Below are 19,919 nucleotides of genomic sequence, written 5' to 3' on the forward strand. Positions count from 1 at the left end.
TCATGAGGTGGGAAGGGGGAGGTCTTGTTCGTCCAGAAGCATCAGCTCGCCTGCGTCGGGCTCCGTCATCTCGGAGACGCGCAGGGCCTGGCGCTCGGTCATCTGCTGGAAGAGCTGGCGGGCGGCCCGGCCGTTGCCGAACTGCTTGCCGCGCGCGCTCGCCCCGATGAAGTCCGTGAGCGACTTCCGGGCCGCGTCGCTGAGCTGGTACCTGTGCCTACGGGCGTGGTGCTCGACGATCTGCACCAGCTCGTCGTCGGTGTAGTCCGCGAATTGCAGGGCGCGGGTGAAGCGGGAGGCCAGGCCGGGGTTCGAGCTGATGAAACGCTCCATGTCGGCGGGGTATCCGGCGGCGATCACCACGACCTCGTCGCGGTGATCCTCCATCAGCTTCACCAGGGTGGCGATGGACTCCTGGCCGAAGTCCTGGGCCACTCCGGGCAGTGCCAGCGCGTATGCCTCGTCGATGAACAGCACACCTCCGCGCGCCCGCTCGAACGCCTCGGTGGTCTTCGGCCCGGTATGGCCGACGTACTCGCCGACCAGGGCGCTGCGGTCCACCTCGACCAGGTGGCCCTTCCCAAGAAGGCCGAGGGCGTGCAGCAGCCGCCCGTAGAGGCGGGCCACGGTGGTCTTGCCGGTGCCGGGGTTGCCGGCGAACACCAGATGACGGCTCAGCGGCGGCGCCGGCAGCCCCGCCTGCTGCCGCAGCCGGACGGTCTGCATCAGCTTGACCATCCCGCCGACGTCCCGTTTGACGTTGTCGAGACCGACCAACTCGTCCAGCTCCGCGAGCAACTCCGGCAGCGAGGCGGGTGTGGGCTCGGGCGGGACGGAAGCCTGCCCCTCGCCCGGCCTCCCACTCGACGCCGGGACTGCTCCGTGCGGCCCGCCAACGGAGCCGGCCGGGTGGGCCTCTGCGCCCGCGTGCGGTGACTTCGCGCCCGCGAGGGGCGGTTGTGTCGGCTCGCCGCCCCCGGTGTGACCGGCGCTCCCGGTGCCCGTGCCCGCGGGTAGGCGGGAGGTGGCGACGTTCACCGAGACGCAGCTTTCGAAGACCGGCTCGGCCCCCTCCGCCACTGTGACGTCCTGGGCGGCGTTGAAGACGCGGCACCCCTGGAAGCTGGGCGCGGCGCCCCTGGCCACGTGCAGCGCCGGGAAGGCGGTGGCGGTCACGTCGCAGTGGTCGAAGGCCCCGCGCGCGGTCTCCCCGACCAGGACGCCGTGCTTGCCCGTCCTGGCGATCCGCACGGCCCGCAGCCGCGCGTCCGCGCCGGACGCCAGCTCGACGCCGTTGCCCTTGTGCCCCATGAACGAGCAGTGCAGCAGCACGGATTCCTCGGTGGACCGCAGCCGCGCACCGGTCTCTCCGCCGGTCACCCGGACGCCCCGCATCATGAGCCGGGACTGATCACGTACCTCGACGCCCGAAAGCCTGGCGTCGGCCAGCGTGCTCTCGTCAATCAGGGCCCGCGCCGTGTGGTCCAGCCGTACGCCGGACCGGGCCGCGTTCTCCACTCGGCAGTCTGTCAGCAGTGCCTCGGCGTTGTCCTGCACCAGCACACCGTTGCGGCCCGCGCCGAACAGGCCGCTGCCGCGCAGCAGGATCCGGGAGGAGTCCCGGGCCCGCAACGCGGAGCCCGAGCCACCGTGGACGCGCAGCAGATCGGCCCGGAGGATCGCGCTACCGGACACGGCGACGCCGATGCCCTCCACTCCCTGGATCGCGGTGTCCTCCAGGCGGGCGAGGGCATCGCCGGTCAGATGCAGTGCGGTGTGCCGGGCCGCGCGCAGGCGGCTGCGCCGGATCACCAGGACGCCGCCGGCCGTGGGGTCGGCCAGTTGGGCGGACAGGTCGTCGTCCAGGGGGATCTCGCCGACCGGCACGTCCGGAGGGGGCGTCGGGTTGCGGGAGCCCACTACCTCCACCCGGCCGCCGGTGACGGTGCACTCGGCCAGGGTCAGGCCCGCCGCGTCCTCCACCTGCAACACCGCTTCGGCCGGGTCGGCTCCGCGCACCACCAGACCCCGCAGGCGGCAGTCGGGCGCCGCCACGGTCAGCGGACCGGCCGCGGCCGGCACCGCGATGGTGACCGAGCCGTCGCCGTAGTGCGGCTTCAGAGTCACCCGCCGGACCAGGCGGAACGATTCCGCGTACTCGCCGGGATCGATGCTGATGACCGCGCCGGTCGGGGCGGCACTCAGCGCGTCGGTGATGGTCCGGTGGGCACCCCTGCTGCGAGGCGACACGCGGATCGGCTCAAGCGTCATGTGTCCTGCTCTCCTTGTTCGCCGTTCGCGTCGACTGTGCTGCCCGTCCGGGGCACGTCGCTCGTGGGCCCGAGCACGGGCAGCGTGACGGGCGGGGGCAGGGCATCTGCTTCCGTCGGGTCGACCTCGGGCGGTTTCCCGGCGCCCAGCCAGGTGAGGTTCGCCGCGTCGCGGACCGTGGGCACGAGCACGAGAACCACCAGCGACTTGTCCCCCAGCTTGCCGAGGGCAGGGACGACCAGGATGTCGACGGGCCCTCCCCGTTGGTACCAGCGGGCGGCGGCGGTGTTCTGGAACGTGTATCTCGCGACGCCGCTGCTGACCGATCCGATCCCGGCACCGGCTGCGAACATGGACGCCAGCTTGGCCGCCTCCGCCGTCGAGACCTCGTGCCGGTTGCCTTCGGAATCCCGCACGCCGAAGACCTCGGTGGCGGCGAAGTTGCCCACGAACGCGCTGAGCGGGCTGAGCACGAGACCGTCGCGGAGGAAGGTGTAGGTCCCGGCGCGCCAGCGAAGGGGATGGGTGCTCGCCGTCCAGTCGCCCGTCCAGCTCTCGTTGACCTGACGCACGTGGGCGGACCGGCCCATGTCCTGCTGGTTGAGTCCCGACACGAGCGTGGTGCGGTGCGCGAGAAGGCTCTGGCCGGAGATGGCGCCTCCCCTGATCCCGCCGGAGATGGCCGCCACCAGCGCGGCATAGGCGGCGTCCATGCCGGTGAGCGGCCCGGGCAGGATGCCGATGATGGCCAGGTTCATGGCGAAGTCGAGGACGAACTCCTGGACGAAAACGAGGACGCCGTACTGGCCGCTCTTGAAGACGAACGGGGTGTAGCTCGACTCGCCGTTCACCGGCGGTCCCCAGAGCGAGCGGTGAGGCTGGGACATCATCTCCCAGAAGCCCCGGATCTCGGTGAGCGAGTCGATGTAGTGGGTCGAGCGGGACGAGAGCAGGAGCGGGCCATGGTACTGCTCCGCACCGGGCACGAACGAGGCCGCGGGCCGCTCCCGGACGAATCCGACGTTCGACCGCTCGGTGACCACCCTTTGCTCCCCCGCGCTTCCGGTGACGTACCGGCGCCAGCTTCCGGTGTCGAAGGCCAGCTCCACGAGGGTCCCGTCCGGCAGTGGCCGCCTGGCGCGGAAGACCGCGCCGTCCTCAAACTCATCCCAGGCTCCGGACCGGACGGCGCCCCCTCTTTCGTCATCGTCGAAGTCCCGGTACAGACGAACGCGGATCGGCGCGTCGTTGAGGAACCGGCGCACCCGGCCGCCGACGGGACGGGGGATCTCCTGGGCGATCTGATGCGATACGGTGCCGACCTCAGCCGCTGCCCCGGACGACGCCGGCAGCGACTCGTACGAGACGGTTCGTGCGCCGGACGACGGCGGCAGCGAGTCGTGTGTGATCGCTCTTGCCCCGGACGACGACGACAGCGAGCCCTCCGTGATCGCTCTTGACCCGGACGACGACGACAGCGAGCCCTGCCTGATCGCTCTCGCCTCGGACGGCGCCGACGCCTCGGAGGGACTGCGGTACCAGTCCTCCCATCGGGCACCGGGCTGCCAGCCGTCCAACTGCCGGGAGCCGTCGAACCAGACGCGCACCCTGTCGGACTGCGCGCTGCGGTCCCGGTCCGTGCCGCGGCGGTCGAGCCTGCGCCACTGCCAGTTCTCCACGACCTCGTGGTCGGCCATCCGCCATGCCTGGACGCCGAAGCCTTCACCGAGCAGCCGGTACTCGCGGATCAGCCGGCCGTCAGGCCCGAAATCCCGATACGACTCCCCGTCGTAGTAGTTGGTGTGGTCGAACTGGTTCCTGGCGGCCAGCGTCCGGGTGCCGGTGGCGTCCGTGCCCTCGACGGTCCAGGTCGCCCGGCCCTCACCTGTCCGCACGCCGATGACCCGCACTTCGGCGAAGACCCCGGCGTCCGGCGAGGGGGACGGCCAGGTGTCAGCGCGGGCGATCACCGCGCCGCGGTGGTCGTGGAGCGTCCAGTCGCCCTCTCGGTATCCGGGTGCCAGTCCCATTACCGGCCGCCGTGGTGGCCCGGCACTGGTGGTGGCTGCGTGGCCAACGCGCATCGAATCGTGCAGCCTGTCGTCGGAATGGAGAGCTATTCCGAGGAATCGCGTCCCGGAGCGCGGGTGGTAGTCGAGGTAGGAACCGTCCTTGAATCCCATCCGGACGACGTGCCACACCTGGTTCGGGTTGGGCGTGTACCAGTCATCATGGCGCAGGTTGACCCGGTCCTGCCACAGCACGTCGTCGGAGGTCTTACCGCTGCCGGCGGGCGGTTCGACGGCGCGCAGGTCGTTCCTGTGGAAAGTCCGGTGGCCCATCAAACGCTCCCGGCCCCGCGCGGTTTCCGACCAGGGCAGGTAGCTGCGGACCCGGGCCGCTCCCGGCGGCAGGGTGACGGCTGGGCCGACCGTGAGGCGGTTCCCGTTGGCCAGCTCGCGTGTCTCCCCTTCCCAGGAAACCTCGCCCGGGGTGCGGCGGACGGATCGGGTACCGCCCGGGCCGTGGAATTCGACCCCCGACTCCTCGCCCTGCCGCCAGGTGAACGTCTGGAACCTGCTGTCCAGCGTCCAGCGGGCCCGGGGGCTTTCTCCGGCATAGCGGCTCTGACGGGGCAGCAGGAAGTCGGGCAGCAGTGCGTTGCGCCACAGCCGGGGTCCTGCCCCGATGTCGCGGAAGTCACCCGAGCTGGCCAGGCGGAACAGGATGGGCGGGCGCTGTTCGGCGTGCCGGTGAACCTCCAGGAAATCCCCGTTGGACAGAGTCTTGCCCCAACTGATCCGCTGGCCCTCGGGTGAGAGCACTTGCCAGTTGCCTGTCGGCAGACCGTCGCCGCCCAGTTCGTACGACGTGAAGCTTCGAATACCGTGCCGGGTCAGCGGTCCCTTCTTGATCTCAACCTCTGTGAACGTCCCCCTGCGCGGGTCGGGCATGCGGTCGACATAGCCGAGTCCGAACCGGCCCCAGGTGCGCTCGCCCTGGGCCACCAGCCGGTTGCCCTCGTCGAAGCGATACCACCCTCCCGTCGCCGGCTCCAGCATCCGACCGGTGTGCCGGGAGGCCAGGACATAGCCGCCGTCCGGCATCCGCCGGAAGTGGTGCACCGGTCCCTGATCGGCCCTGCGCAGGTGGTTGAGCTCGTGGTAGTCGAGCCAACTGTTGCGGCTGACGCCATGAATCCGGATGCCGTGGTCGACCACCTGGCCCTGCGGGGTCACCTCCGACCACCGCCTCCGCTCCGTCAGCCCCCAGGGAACGCCGGCCCGGCGGTCGACGAAGCCGACCAGGCTTCCGGCCTCGTTGGCGTCCAGCGTGTGGTAGCCGCCCGGCAGCGGCCGGCGCTCGAAGACGAAGCTGTGGTCGTACGCCATCAGCCGCACGAACCCCTGACCCGACCCGACGGTGCTGCCCACGCCACGGTCCAGCCATGGCGCCGGCCTAGGCGGAGGTGCGCCGTCGCGCCAGCGCTCCCACGTCATGCCGTCCAGGGCCCCGTTCTCGCGGTAGCGGTAGCTGAGTTGGAAGTACTGGCCGGGCACGGGGTCTCGCCGGTGGACAGGATTGATCCGCTGCTCCAGGAGCCGACCGTTCCCGTCGTACAGCTTGTACTCGCCGCCCCAGCCCGCGATGCGGTAGCCATCGCCCACCCGCTCGATTCCCTGATGCGGAACTCGGCCGTCGCGCAGTTCACCGTCGAGCAGCCGTAGATCGTTCAGGTCCAGATACCGGCTTCCCCGGGCGTCCGAGAGTTCGGCGACGACGTACCTCCGTACGAGACCTTCTGCGCCGGGTGTCCGGACGACTCGGACGCCGTCCAGCGGCCGGACGCGGCCGCGCAACGGGACGATCTCGTACTCCAGCCGGCCGTCGGGATCGTAGAGCCTGACGATGTCGGCCTTGCGCGCACGGAAGCCGCGGTCCGGTTCGCCGTTCGCGGAGCGGGGCGTGACCACGACTTGGGGGACGACCCTGAACTCACTGTCCAGCAGTTCGTAGGAGCGGTACTCCGTGCCGTGGTGAGCCATCCTGTGGACCCGGACGTGGATGCCGGGATTCGGCTCGCCGGTGAGCCGCGTGGCGTCGTAGCGGAATGCGCCGCTGGCGCCGTCGAAGAGGGTGACGGTGTCGTCGCCGTGGCGGCGCCACAGCAGATCGCCGTTGCGGAGCTGCTGGATGGTCACGCCGTCGATCTCCTGCCCGTCCGCGCGACGCGGCGCAGGCTCAAGCCCGGGGCCGTAGATGCGCGTGTAGGCGTAGCCGACGGTCTGGGGAGTACCGTCGCCGTCGGGCCGGGTGAGGGTGGTGACACCGGGGCGGCTCACGCCGCCGGTACTCGGGTCGAGGACGAGGTGGACGCGGTGGTCGCGGATCCGGACCTGGACGCGCATTTCGCCATCATGCTGGGGGGTAAGGGTGACAGGACCCTCGGTTTGGCCGGTGAGGCGTGCCGGGCGGGCGGCATCGACCGGGATGGTCAGTTCCCGGCCGTCGAGACGGCCGCCGCGGATGGTGATCTGCCACGCGGTGAGGCTGCCGTCGCTCCCGTGGATCCATGCGCGGCTGGAGAGCCAGTCGGTGACCGTGTACGAGGTTCCGTCCCAGTGGAGGTCGCGACGTGGCACCGGGCCACCGCTGACGCCGTGCAGCCTCGGCTCGCGCGAGGCGTCGCCGAAGGGCCGGAAGGCGAACTCATCGGCCGCGCCGGCTCCTCGGCCGGTCAACGGCAGCGCCGTGCCCTGGAAGTCGCCCACGGGGCTCACCACGATGTGTGGCCGGCCTGCCTCCGCACCGATCCGGAAGCCCTTGTCCGCCTGCGTTTCGACCCCGATGTGCGACCGCTGCCCGCTCCGCGTGAGCAGGTGCGCGGTCGGCGTGCCGTCGGGATCGGACACCACCAGTCGCTGTCCGTCGACCGCGCTGCCGCCCCGGATCTCGTGCGTCGTCCGGACCAAGCTGCCGTGCAGTGCGCCCGGGCCGCCGTCGATCCGGTACTCCTTCGCGGTGCCCCCCACGGTCACCATGAACAGGTCACCGGGCTCGTCACCGTCCAGGGGGTAGCGCACCTGGGCCATGGGCACCCGCACGTCCTGGCCCGGGCGGAACTGCGCGTAGTACAGACCGTGCTCGTTTTCCGGGCTCCGCGCCAGGGTGGCGAATCCGCCCGCGCCGGCCCATAGCTGGATCGCCACGATGTCGTGGCTGAGGCGGCCGGTGTCGTCCAGCACCGCCGGGTTCCCTCCGGGCATGTCCACGCGGAAGTTGAGGTCTTCCAGCAGCCGGACCTCGACGGCCGGTACCGCCTCGCCCTGCGCATCCACTACCCGGGCGGCTTGCCGGGCGCCGGGCACCAGGAGGCGCTTCCCGTCCAGGGGCGACCCGCCCCGGATCGTGTGCACGTCGTGCAGCCAGCCGCCGTCGAGGGTGTGCACGGCCTCGGTGTGGGGCGTCTCCGCCCGGCGGATCCGGAAGGTGTCTCCGACGCGCTCGGCCTGCGCTCCCGGGCGGACCTCGCCGTTGCCGTCCCGGAGCGTGGGAGCGCCGCGGCCAAGCGGCTCGAAGATGAAGTCCTGCTCATCCGGCTCGGGTGTACCCGAACGCGGCGCCGCTTCGACGACCCGGAGGTTTGCCGTCCCGGCATCGTCGACGACGACGTGCCGCCCGTCGAGCGAGACACGGAAGGCACCCTCGTCGGCGAGCCGCGTGACGGCGTGGGTGACCGTGGTGGCGCTCCCGTCCGGCGCGACCCGCACCAGGCTCGGGATGGCCTCCGGTCGGGTCGCGTCGAACCGCAGATGTGTCCGCTCGAAACCGTGCACGGTCAGCGGAACCCATCGCTCGGAGTGGATGGTCTCCCCGTCCCGGAGCACCCGCAGCGCGTCACCCTCGCCGGCCGGCTCGTGGCGCACGGTCAGCGCTCCCGTCCCCTCGGGCGAGGTCAGCGCGGCGTCCCGCAACCGCCCCGTCTCCGGGTCGAAACGGGCCTCAAGCCGGACACCCGCCATCCGGGGCACCCCGAACGACCCCGACGCCGGCTGACGTGGAGGGGCTGCGCCGTCACGGTCGAAGTGCCAGTCGATCCTGTGCACCGCGAGGACCACGGGGTTGTACGCGCCGTCCCCGGCATCATCCGGCGCGGCCCTGACCACCGCACCCTCGCCCGCACCCACCACGAACCGATGCCCACCCGCCTCAAGAAGGAACTCCCCCCCACCCCCACGCCGCGACATCGCAACCCCCTCCACCACCCCCCCGTTCCCGTCGACCAGATACGGCCCACGCCCACCCTCACCAGCCACCACATACCAGCCATGCAACGCCTCACCCACCACCACAGAGCCATCCGCCCCGTGCACCGCCGCACTCTCACCCTCCACCACCGGCGACGCCACAAACCGATGCCCGCCGATCCCCCGCGCCTCATGCGTAAGCCGGCCCTCACCATCGACCACCACCGGATCCCGGCCCGGAACACTCACCAGATACCGGTCATCAAACTGCGCCAACCGCACCGCCGCACCACCGGGCACCGGCTCCCCATCCACCGCCCGCACCACCAGCGGCAGATCATCCACATCCTCCGGAATCACCAGCCGTACATCACCCCACCCCTCATCCAGCCGACCACCCGACAACACCCACGACTCCCCCACCAACAACCCGTCGCCCGCATAGAAACGCACACCCCCGCCCGCACCCTCCAACCGCAACCACGCATCCGCCAACCACACCCCATCCCCCGGCCCACCCACCCCAGAACCCACCAGCCGGGCGAAGACCCGCCTCCCATCCGCCATCGTGGTCAGCTCGTGCGTAACGGTCGGCGAAACACCGGCGAAGTCCACCACCCCGCTCCGGCCATCCACGTCCACCACAAACCTGCTCTCGAACGGCTCACCCCCCAGCGGAATCACTTGCGCCTCGGCGGTACTGCCGTCCGCACCGACCACCACCGACGGGTACGCGTCGTTCTCCGCGAACACCAGCCGGTTGCCGCCGCCGATCAGGCCGTCCAGCCCTCCGCCGTCAAGGACACGGCCGACGCTGGAGACGGCGGCACCAGCGCCGGAGGCGGTTGCGAGGCTCGCCGCGTCGATGGAGGTCAGGCGGGTGTCGAAGTCCGGCCTCTCCACGGCGATCAGGTCGCCGCCGATCGTGGCCCGGCCCGGCATGTGCTCGCCGGTCCACCGGTACAGTTCTCCGTACCCCCTGCCCGACTCCCCCGGGATCAGGACGAGCAGGCTCTCGCCATCGCCTTCGACCAGGTCGTAGGCGACGTGCGTGTGGAGTCCGTGGCCACGGACGACGACCGACGGCTTGTCCAGCACCATCAGTACGTAGCCCAATCCCGGCAGCGGTCTCGCGCTGATCGACATCCAAAGCCCGGCTGGATCCTGCGCCTCGGCGTGCACGAGGTGCGTTGTGCGCAGGTGGATGCGCCACCCGTTCAACGGCCCGTCCGTCATCGTGAACTCGCGGCTGACCAGCCTGCCCGTCAAGTCATACGTCGAGATACGGCCGCCGGCGTTGACGACGAGCGCGAACTCGCTGAGCCGGACGGTGCGCCCGCCGTCGACGACGGGACTCTGGGCCGACTGGCCGGTGAAGTGATACAGCGTGGGTGCTCCGTTGCCGGGGGGCACGGTGAGGATCGCGTTCTCGTACTGTCCGTACTCGTCCGTGAGCCGGATCACGTCGTGCGTGTGTTGTTCTGCCCTGTTCACCACCAGCGGGCTGCGGTCGGGCAAGTCCAGCACCAGGAAGGAGTCGTCCGCCAACCGGTATGCGTGAGCTCCGGCGAGGCGTTCTCCGTCCACCGTCGTGACGAAGGGCTGTGACCCGTCGAACCGCAGGTGGTGGCCGGCGAGCGGGCCACCGGAGGGGGCGGGCTCCGAGGCCAGGGTCTCGCCGCTCCTGTCGTAGACGGTGACCGTATCCTCCTCCCGCACGACGAACCGCCTGTGCTCCAAAGTCGCCGTCACCTGGTCCGTCACAAGCTCGCCGTCGCGCCTCAGCACTCCTGCCGAGGCGGCCCCCTGCTGGCTCTGGGGCACGTAGAGGATTCTGTCGGTCTCACGCCCGTCGGCCCGTATCAGGACGACGAACACGTCTGTGTCTTCGAACCCGCGGCCGAGCAAGATCGGATCGGCATCGGGTGGCTCTACGAGGTAGCCGCGGTGCCCCAGGTCTGTCATCCGTGCCTCATGAACGCGCCCGTCAGGGTGTTCAAGGCGAGCCGGCCCGTCTCCACGCGGCTCGTAGAGCCAGACCGAGGCCGGGTCGCCCCCATCCGACAACAGCCGTGCGGTGCCCACCTGATACCCACGCTCGTCGTAGGCCGTGGCGTGGCGATCGACTAGGTGGTCCGCGTGCCAGGGGCGGACTCGGTGGGTGCCGTCGGGGGCGACCCACACGTCCGCCCGACGGATTGACACACCGGTCGGCGAGATCTCCACCACATGCCCGGTGCCTTCACCGACCGGGGCACCGACGGCCAGGGTGACGGTGCCGTCAGCGCTCTCGACCTCCCGCAGACCAGGCCCGGTCCGCAGCCTGCCGGCCGCGTCGACAAGCCCGGCACGCCCCCCGGCGTAGATCACGAAGAGATCCGCGTCCAGCTCGACCACCGACGCATCCGCCAGGGGCCTGCCACCCGTGTCCACCGGCACCGGCCGGCCACCACCACCTCCCCGGATCACCACCGACTCCGAGAAGTAGTGCAGATCGGCCAGCAACCGGCCATCCAAGCCGTGGAACACCACCTGACCGTTCCCCACAGCGATCCACCCCGCCTGCCGGTAGACCCTCACCTCCTCCGCCAGCAACTCACCATGGCTCGCAGCAACCCGCGGATCGTCCTGCCGCGACACCGGCGCCACCGCCAGCCGCCCCTCAGACCCCAGCCACGCCTCCTCACCCACCCGGTACAGACCCGCCGCCTGCCCACCACCCACCGGCAACACGACCACCCGGTCCGTCACCGCCCCACCCTCATCCCACAACCGGATGACGTGATCGCCGCTCGACACGTCGCGCCAGTGCATCATGGTCTGCCCGTCAGCGGCCCAGTAATTGTCGACGGCGTTGCCGTCGACGGACGTCAGATGGAGGAACTCACCCTCGCGCACCACCTGTTCCGGCAGCACCTCACCGTCCTCACGGAACGCCACCGCACGCCCCTCCGCACCCCGCGGCACCGCCACCGACACACCCGTATCGACCGCGTCGTGACGGGGGCCGAACGACAGCCCAACCACGGAGTGGGTACGCATCCCCGACCCGTCCAGCACGATACGGTGACGGGCCGACTCCACCAGGAACATCCCGTCACCCAGATCCCTGACGACGACATTCGGGAATCGCTGCCCGTTGCCGTCCACCAGCCGGTGGTCCCCGTCCCGAGCTACGATCAGACGATTCCCGTCGAACGGGCCGCCGCCCCGGACGCGGGAGGCATCGTGCAGCCAGGCGCCGTCCAACTCGTGGACCGCCGCGGTGTGGGGCGTCTCGGCCCGGCGGATCTGGAAGGTGTCCCCGACGCGCTCGACTTCCGCTCCCGGGCGAACCTCGCCGCTGCCGTCCCGCAGTGTGGGGACGCCGGCGCCGGTTGGCTCGAAGATGAAGTCCCACGTGTCCGGCTCCGGCGCGCCCGCACGCGGCTCCGCGTCGACGACCCGATGGGTGAACTGTCCGGTGTCATCGACCGCGATGTGCCTGCCGTACAGCGAGACCCGGAAGCCGGCCTCGTCCACCAGCGGTGTGACAGCGTGCGGCGCGGTGTCGGTGCGACCGCCGGGTCCCGTGCGTACCAGGCTGGGAGCGGCCGTCGGGCGGCTCTCGTCGAAGCGAAGATGCATTCCGGCGAAACCCTCGGCCGTGAGCAGGACCCAGCGCTCGTTGCCCGCGTCGTGCTCGGCGGTGCGGCCACCGGCGGCAGACTCCGCCGCGCCACCCTCACCATCGGGGTCGAAGTGCCAGTCGATCCGGTCGGCCATGAACACCACGGGGTTGTACGCGCCGTCCCCGGCATCATCCGGCGCGGCCCTGACCACCGCACCCTCGCCCGCACCCACCACGAACCGATGCCCACCCGCCTCAAGAAGGAACTCCCCCCCACCCCCACGCCGCGACACCGCAACCCCCTCCACCACCCCCCCGTTCCCGTCGACCAGATACGCCCCACGCCCACCCTCACCAGCCACCACATACCAGCCATGCAACGCCTCACCCACCACCACAGAGCCATCCGCCCCGTGCACCGCCGCACTCTCACCCTCCACCACCGGCGACGCCACAAACCGATGCCCGCCAATGCCCCGCACCTCATGCGTAAGCCGGCCCTCACCATCGACCACCACCGGATCCCGGCCCGGAACACTCACCAGATACCGATCATCAAACTGCGCCAACCGCACCGCCGCACCACCGGGCACCGGCTCCCCATCCACCGCCCGCACCACCAGCGGCAGATCATCCACATCCTCCGGAATCACCAGCCGTACATCACCCCACCCCTCATCCAGCCGACCACCCGACAACACCCACGACTCCCCCACCAACAACCCGTCGCCCGCATAGAAACGCACACCCCCGCCCACACCCTCCAACCGCAACCACGCATCCGCCAACCACACCCCATCCCCCGGCCCACCCACCCCAGAACCCACCAGCCGGGCGAAGACCCGCCTCCCATCCGCCATCGTGGTCAGCTCGTGCGTAACGGTCGGCGAAACACCGGCGAAGTCCACCACCCCACCACCCCGGCCACCCACCGCCATCACCAACCTGCCCTCCGATACGTTGTCCGCCAGCGGAATCACTGGCGCCTCGGAGGTACTGCCGTCCGCACCGACCACCACCGACGGGTACGCGTCGTTCTCCGCGAACACCAGCCGGTTGCCGCCGCCGATCAGGCCGTCCAGCCCTCCGCCGTCAAGGACACGGCCGGCGATGACGCCCTCGCCCAGCCCGGCGGCGAGGGAGTACACATGGGTGGCGAAAATCTGCTCCACGGCGAGCAGGCCGCCGCCGCTTGTGGCCCGTCCCGGCACCCGCTCCCCGGTCCACCCGAAAAGCTCTCCGTACCCGCTGCCCGACTCCCCCGGGATCAGGACGAGCACGCTCTCGCCATCGCCTTCGGCCAGCTCGTAGACGACGTGCGTGTGGGCCCCGTCGGGACGGACGACGACCGACGGCTGGTTCTGCACCCTCACCACGTAGCCCACGCCCGGCAGCGGTCTCGCGCTCGCCGCTGTCCAATAGCCTTGCCCGTCCGCGCCCTCGGCTCGCTGGAATACCCGGGCCGGCCGGTCCCCGTCCGTGGGAACGTAGATGCGCCGTCCGTCCAACGGCCCGCCCTGCACGGGGAACTCGCGGCTGACCAGCCTGCCCGTCAAGTCATATGCGGCGGATATGGCGACTTGGCCGTGCACGCGTTGAGCAAGCTGGATCCCCTGCCGTCCGACTCTGACCTGGGCGTCGTCGGGGGCGGATCCCCACGGCCGGCCCGATGTCTGGTACAGCCTGGCCTCACCGTTGTCGAGGGGCACAACAAGGATCGCGTTCTCGTACTGTCCGTACTCGTCCGTGAGCAGGATCACGTCGTGCGTGTGTTGTTCTGCCCTGTTCACTACCAGCGGGCTGCGGTCGGGCAAGTCCAGCACCAGGAAGGAGTCGTCCGCCAACTGGAGTGCCTCAGCTCCGGCGAGGCGCTGTCCGTCCGCCGTCGTGACAAAGGGCTCCGACCCGTCGAACCGCAGGTGGTGGCCGGCGAGCGGGCCACCGGCGGGGGCGGGCTCCGAGGTCAGGGCATCGCCGTTCGCGTCGTAGACGGTGACCGTATCCTCCCCCCGCACAACAAACCGCCTGTGGCCCAAGGTCACCGTCACCTGGTCGGTCACCAGCTCACCGCTGCGGCTGAACACCGCCGTGGGGACAGGGGCTTCCAGGTCGTTCAGCGGGGTGAGGATGAACCTGTCGGTCTCGCGCCCCTCGGCCCGGAGGGGAACGGCCAGGACGAGTTCCAGTTCGTGCGCGGGGCTCATCAAGAACGCAGGTTTGTTCCGTGTCTCCCAAATGAGCCAGCCATGGTGCCCCAGCCCTGTCACCGGCGCGTCATGAACCTCCCCGTCGAGGTACTCCAGGTGAGGCGGCCCGTCTCCACGCGGCTCGTAGAGCCAGAGCGAATCGAGTTCGTCAGCGGTCAGGTGCACCAGGCGTGTGCTGCCCACCTGACGTCCGCGCTCGTCGTAGGCCGTGGCCTCCGGCCCGATGCGGCCGTCCTGCCGGGGTTGCACCCGGGTGGTGCCGTCGGGGGCGACCCACACGTCCGCCTGACGAATGGACACACCGGTCGGCGAGATCTCCACCACATGCCCGACGTCCTCGATCCTCGCAGCGCCGACGGCCAGGGTGACGGTGCCGTCAGCGATCTCGACCTTCTGCAGACCAGGCCCGGTCCGCAGCCTGCCGGCCGCGTCGACAAGCCCGGCACGCCCCCCGGCGTAGATCACGAAGAGATCCGCGTCCAGCTCGACCACCGACGCATCCGCCAGGGGCCTGCCACCCGTGTCCACCGGCACCGGCCGGCCACCACCACCTCCCCGGATCACCACCGACTCCGAGAAGTAGTGCAGATCGGCCAGCAACCGGCCATCCAAGCCGTGGAACATCACCTGACCGTTCCCCACAGCGATCCACCCCGCCTGCTGGTAGACCCTCACCTCCTCCGCCAGCAACTCACCATGGCTCGCAGCAACCCGCGGATCGTCCTGCCGCGACACCGGCGCCACCGCCAGCCGCCCCTCAGACCCCAGCCACGCCTCCTCACCCACCCGGTACAGCCCAGCCGACTGCCCACCACCCACCGGCAACACGACCACCCGGTCCGTCACCGCCCCACCCTCATCCCACAACCGGATGACGTGATCGCCGCTCGACACGTCGCGCCAGTGCATCATGGTCTGCCCGTCAGCGGCCCAGTAATTGTCGACGGCGTTGCCGTCGACGGACGTCAGATGGAGGAACTCACCCTCGCGCACCACCTGTTCCGGCAGCACCTCACCGTCCTCACGGAACGCCACCGCACGCCCCTCCGCACCCCGCGGCACCGCCACCGACACACCCGTATCGACCGCGTCGTAACGCGGACCCCACCACAACCTCACCACGGAGTGGGTACGCATCCCCGACCCGTCCAGCACGATACGGTGACGGGCCGACTCCACCAGGAACATCCCGTCACCCAGATCCCTGACGACGACATTCGGCAAACGCTGCCCGTTGCCGTCCACCAGCCGGTGGTCCCCGTCCCGAGCTACGATCAGACGATTCCCGTCGAATCGGCTGCCGCCCCGGATCGTGTGCTCGTTGGTGGCGTTGTCTTCGGCGGTGCGGCCACCGGCGGCAGACTCCGCCGCGCCACCCTCACCATCGGGGTCGAAGTGCCAGTCGATCCGGTCGGCCATGAACACCACGGGGTTGTACGCGCCGTCCCCGGCATCATCCGGCGCGGCCCTGACCACCGCACCCTCGCCCGCACCCACCACGAACCGATGCCCACCCGCCTCAAGAAGGAACTCCCCCCCACCCCCACGCCGCGACATCGCAACCCCCTCCACCACCCCCCCGTTCCCGTCGACCAGATACGGCCCACGCCCACCCTCACCAGCCGTCACATACCAGCCATGCAACGCCTCACCCACCACCACAGAGCCATCCGCCCCGTGCACCGCCGCACTCTCACCCTCCACCACCGGCGACGCCACAAACCGATGCCCGCCGATCCCCCGCGCCTCATGCGTAAGCCGGCCCTCACCATCGACCACCACCGGATCCCGGCCCGGAACACTCACCAGATACCGGTCATCAGCCTGCAACAACCGCACCGCCGCACCACCGGGCACCGGCTCCCCATCCACCGCCCGCACCACCAGCGGCAGATCATCCACATCCTCCGGAATCACCAGCCGTACATCACCCCACCCCTCATCCAGCCGACCACCCGACAACACCCACGACTCCCCCACCAACAACCCGTCGCCCGCATAGAAACGCACACCCCCGCCCGCACCCTCCAACCGCAACCACGCATCCGCCAACCACACCCCATCCCCCGGCCCATCCGCCCCAGAACCCACCGGAAAGGCAGCCCAGCGCAGCCCATCGCCGTCCCCTTCCGGCAACACACTCACGCGATGCGTAACCGTCGGCAAAGCACCAGCGAAGTCCACCACCCCGCGCCGGCCATCCACCTCCACCACAAACCTGCTCTCGAACGGCTCATCCCCCAGCGCAACCACGATCGAGCGGGGCGGGACCCCGTCCAGACCTGCCACCAGCGGCCGACCGGTCGTGCCGTCGGGAAGCAGGGGAGTCACCAGACGGCGCGTGTTGCCGAGCAGGGTGTCGAGCCCGGTCGCGTTCAGGAAGCGCGCGTCCGCACGGAAGTCGCCGTTCAAGCCGTGGAACCTGACGCTGTTCACGCGTTCCACTACGAACCCGCCCGAGGTGGCGGCTATCCGGCCGGGAATCTGCTGGAGCGTCCCGTCGGTGTTCTCCTGGAACACACCCCCGCCAAGAGTGCCCCGGTCCGGCACGGGCGCTGCGAGCACGAGGGACTCACCCGCAGGTCCCGTAGCGCGGACGGCGATGTGGTTGTGGAGTCCGGTCGGGCCGATGACGGTCATGCCGTGGGAGGGCACCTCCACCAGGTCGCCCAGGCCGCCCAGGGGCCGCGCAGTGGCGCCGACCGTGGTTGCGTCCCCGTCCGGCAGAAGCACACCGCGCTGCGGGGTGTCGCCGTCGCCGGACGTCGCCACACGCCAGCCGGCCAGCGGGCCGTCGACGATAGTCAGCTCACGGCTGAGCCAGCCGCCGGCGAAGTCGTGCAGGGCCTCCGACTCCCCGTCCTGGACTCGGAATGCGGTCCCGTGCAGCACAGGTGTGTCCGCAAGACGAGTCGCTTCACCGGTATCGAGGTCCAACCGGTACAGCTCAAGATCACCGGAGCCCATCGGTACGACGATGACCCGGTCTCTGTACTCGCCGTTCGCCCCCCGCAGCCGTACCGCGTCATGAGTCGGGGTCCCGTTATGGTTCACCACCCCGGGGCGGTGGTCGGGCACACCGACCAGGAGGTAGGTGTTCTCCCGCAGTCGGATCGCGTGCGCACCGGCCACTCGTTCCACGGCACCCGAATCCAGCACCCGCCCGACGAAGGGCTGCGTGCCGGCGTCGACGAGGTGGTAGTCGCCGAGCGGGCCGCCGGGGCGGGCGGTTTCCGACGCTCGCCGGATGCCGTAGCTGTCGTAGATCGTGACCGTGTTCGCCTCCAGGACCAGGATCCGCCTGCGGCCCATGGTGTACAGCACCTGGTCCGTCACCAGCCTGCCGTCGTCTTCGAAAACCGCCGCCGGGCGCGCGTCCATGCCCGGCCTCGGGTCGGCCAGGATCCTGCCGGTCCGTTGGCCCCGCGAGTCGGTGAGCTGCAGGACACGGTGGGTCCAGAGGTCCAGCGTGGGGTTGAGGATCGTCTGTGGCATCACACCCAGTTCGACGAGGACTCCGTAGTCTCCCTCCAGATCCGTCGTGGACGCGGCGCGGAGGGGTTGTCCCGTACCGTCCTCCAGCCGTGGCGGGTCGCCCTGTGTGGACACGCGGCGCCAGACGGTCGGGCCGAAGCCGTCCTGCAGGCGGTGGGACCTGGCCACGAGGTAGCCTTCCCAGTCGTGGACGGCGGCGTGCGTCGGGAGTTCCCGTTCCCTCCCCGGCTGCACGACCCGGATCGTGCCTCCGGCCTCGAAGTAGACTTCTTCAGGCAACACAAAGTCCCGGTCCGCCCGCGCCGCGGCCACGTCCATGTGGAGCCCGTGTCGTTCGTCCCACACCAGACGGACGGCGACGGTCGTGCCCGGCGTGCCGTCCTCGCCCCGCAGTCGGACAGCATCGGCCGAGTACTTCCCGCTGTCCCGGATCAGCCCCGCGGCATGGCCCGTCGGTTCCACCAGGGTTCCGTGATGCCCCATGCCGGTCCAGGTCACGTCGCCAAGGACGTTCCCGTTCATGTCCATGAGTTCGAAGGTGCCGTCGTCCATGCGGCCGATCAGCAGCGAGTCGTCATCGACCGGCCCGTCACCGAAGTGGCGGAAGCCGGGCAGCGCACTTCCCTCCAGGGTATAGAACTCGGCCTCGGCACCATGCCCGACCGCCAGCCATCCTGACTCCTCGTTGACCGTCACCGGCGCGCTGAGCCGCTGCCCCCGGCCGTCCAGGAGGGCGGCGGGAGCGTGCTGGCCCAGCGATACGTACCGCTCGCGGCCGGTGTCCGTCTGGAGCCGGATAGTCGCCATGTTGGCGATCGCCGAAGACGTCTCGGCAAGCGGTGGTAGGGAGGGGCGCGCGGCGAGCCGTTCGCTCAACTGCCGCAGGATCACGGACCTGTCCACCAGATCCAGCCGCCACACCTCCACCTCATCGACAGAACCCAAACCCGCAGGAGCGCTGTCCCCGTCATCGATGAACCGGCCCGTGTCCGCCTCGAACCGCGCACGCCACCCGTCCGGCCCGTACACCGCAAACCACCGCTCACCCCCCGGCTCCCCCTCCAACCGCACCACACGGTCATACAACCGCGAACCATCCCCAGCCCGCACCAACGGATACGGCACACCATCCCCACCAACCAGCACCTCCACATCCACATGACCCACACGCCCCGTCAACGACAACACCCGATGCGTCAACTCAGGCCGCCCCACCACCCCCGCCCCCTCACCACCCACACCACCGGAACCCACCGACACCGAACCCGCCGACACCGAACCCGCCGACGCATCCCGGCCAACCCCGCGCACCATCAGGACCGTCGGATCATCGGAGAGGCCCGGCTCTCCGGGGCTGCGCTGGGCCGTCTCCAGTTCGGATTGGAAGAGCTCCCGGTACCCCGCGTCGTGGTGATTCCTCAACCACGGCACGGCCAACGCCCGCTCCTGAGCGGAGAACATCAAAAATTCCTCCACGCTGATGCGGTCGTCTCCGGCCATGCCGGGCGCCTCAGAGCGGAGTTCGCCGGACCCGGTGTCGTAAGTGATACGGCGGCCGGCGAGCTCTCCGTCGGCCTCAAACGTCGTTACCGTGTCACCTGTGGTCCGCCGCACGACCACACCGCCCACCGGTGACCCGTCCATCCGCCTCAGCAGCGGGTACAGCCCGCGGTCCGGCCGGAACGACGCCAGCACCTCCTCCCAGCCTCCCGGGCCTCGCAGAACCAGGACGCTGTGGCTGATCACGCCGTTGCCGTTGAGCACGACGGCCCGTCCGTCGTCCTGTCTGATCAGGTAATCCCCGTTGTAGTCCAGCCGGGAGACCCCGAAGCCCAGCACGGGGTCGCCGGCCTGGTTCACCAGACGCGGCCCACCGCCCCCGGCCGGATCCGATACCCGGAACCCGACCAGCCGCTCGCCGGCCACCAGTTCCCCCCAGCCCCTGGCGGTCACCGACCCGGCCGTAGAACTCTGGGGGAGGGAGTAGTGGAAGGTGATGGCGTCACGTCTCACCGACAGCCGACCGCCCACCGCCCTCACCTCGGCGGACAACCGCACCAGTTCACCGCCCCGGCCCTCCAGGAACAG

General features: G+C 70.3%; 2 protein-coding genes (1 of these 2 only partly in view). Both read right to left on the reverse strand.

The features are described from left to right. Positions 1–2,271: a right-handed parallel beta-helix repeat-containing protein gene (locus tag O7599_RS05725; protein WP_281620997.1), complete on the reverse strand. Its 2,271-nt coding sequence runs from the start codon at positions 2,269–2,271 to the stop codon at positions 1–3. Continuing rightward, positions 2,268–19,919, reverse strand: the 3' end of a protein-coding gene (locus O7599_RS05730) for a hypothetical protein (protein ID WP_281620998.1). Its footprint extends 29,844 nt past the window's final position; the window shows 17,652 of its 47,496 coding nt (coding positions 29,845–47,496); the start codon falls outside the window, past its right edge; it ends in the stop codon at positions 2,268–2,270. The genes O7599_RS05725 and O7599_RS05730 overlap by 4 nt, the downstream gene beginning before the upstream one ends.

Origin of the sequence: Streptomyces sp. WMMC500, from assembly GCF_027497195.1 — a bacterium.
In the GTDB taxonomy this organism is placed as follows: domain Bacteria; phylum Actinomycetota; class Actinomycetes; order Streptomycetales; family Streptomycetaceae; genus Streptomyces.

What these genes read in the sequence shown, in the direction of transcription:
- O7599_RS05725 (WP_281620997.1), bottom strand. Translation starts at nt 2,271, where the DNA reads ATGACGCTTGAGCCGATCCGCGTGTCGCCTCGCAGCAGGGGTGCCCAC.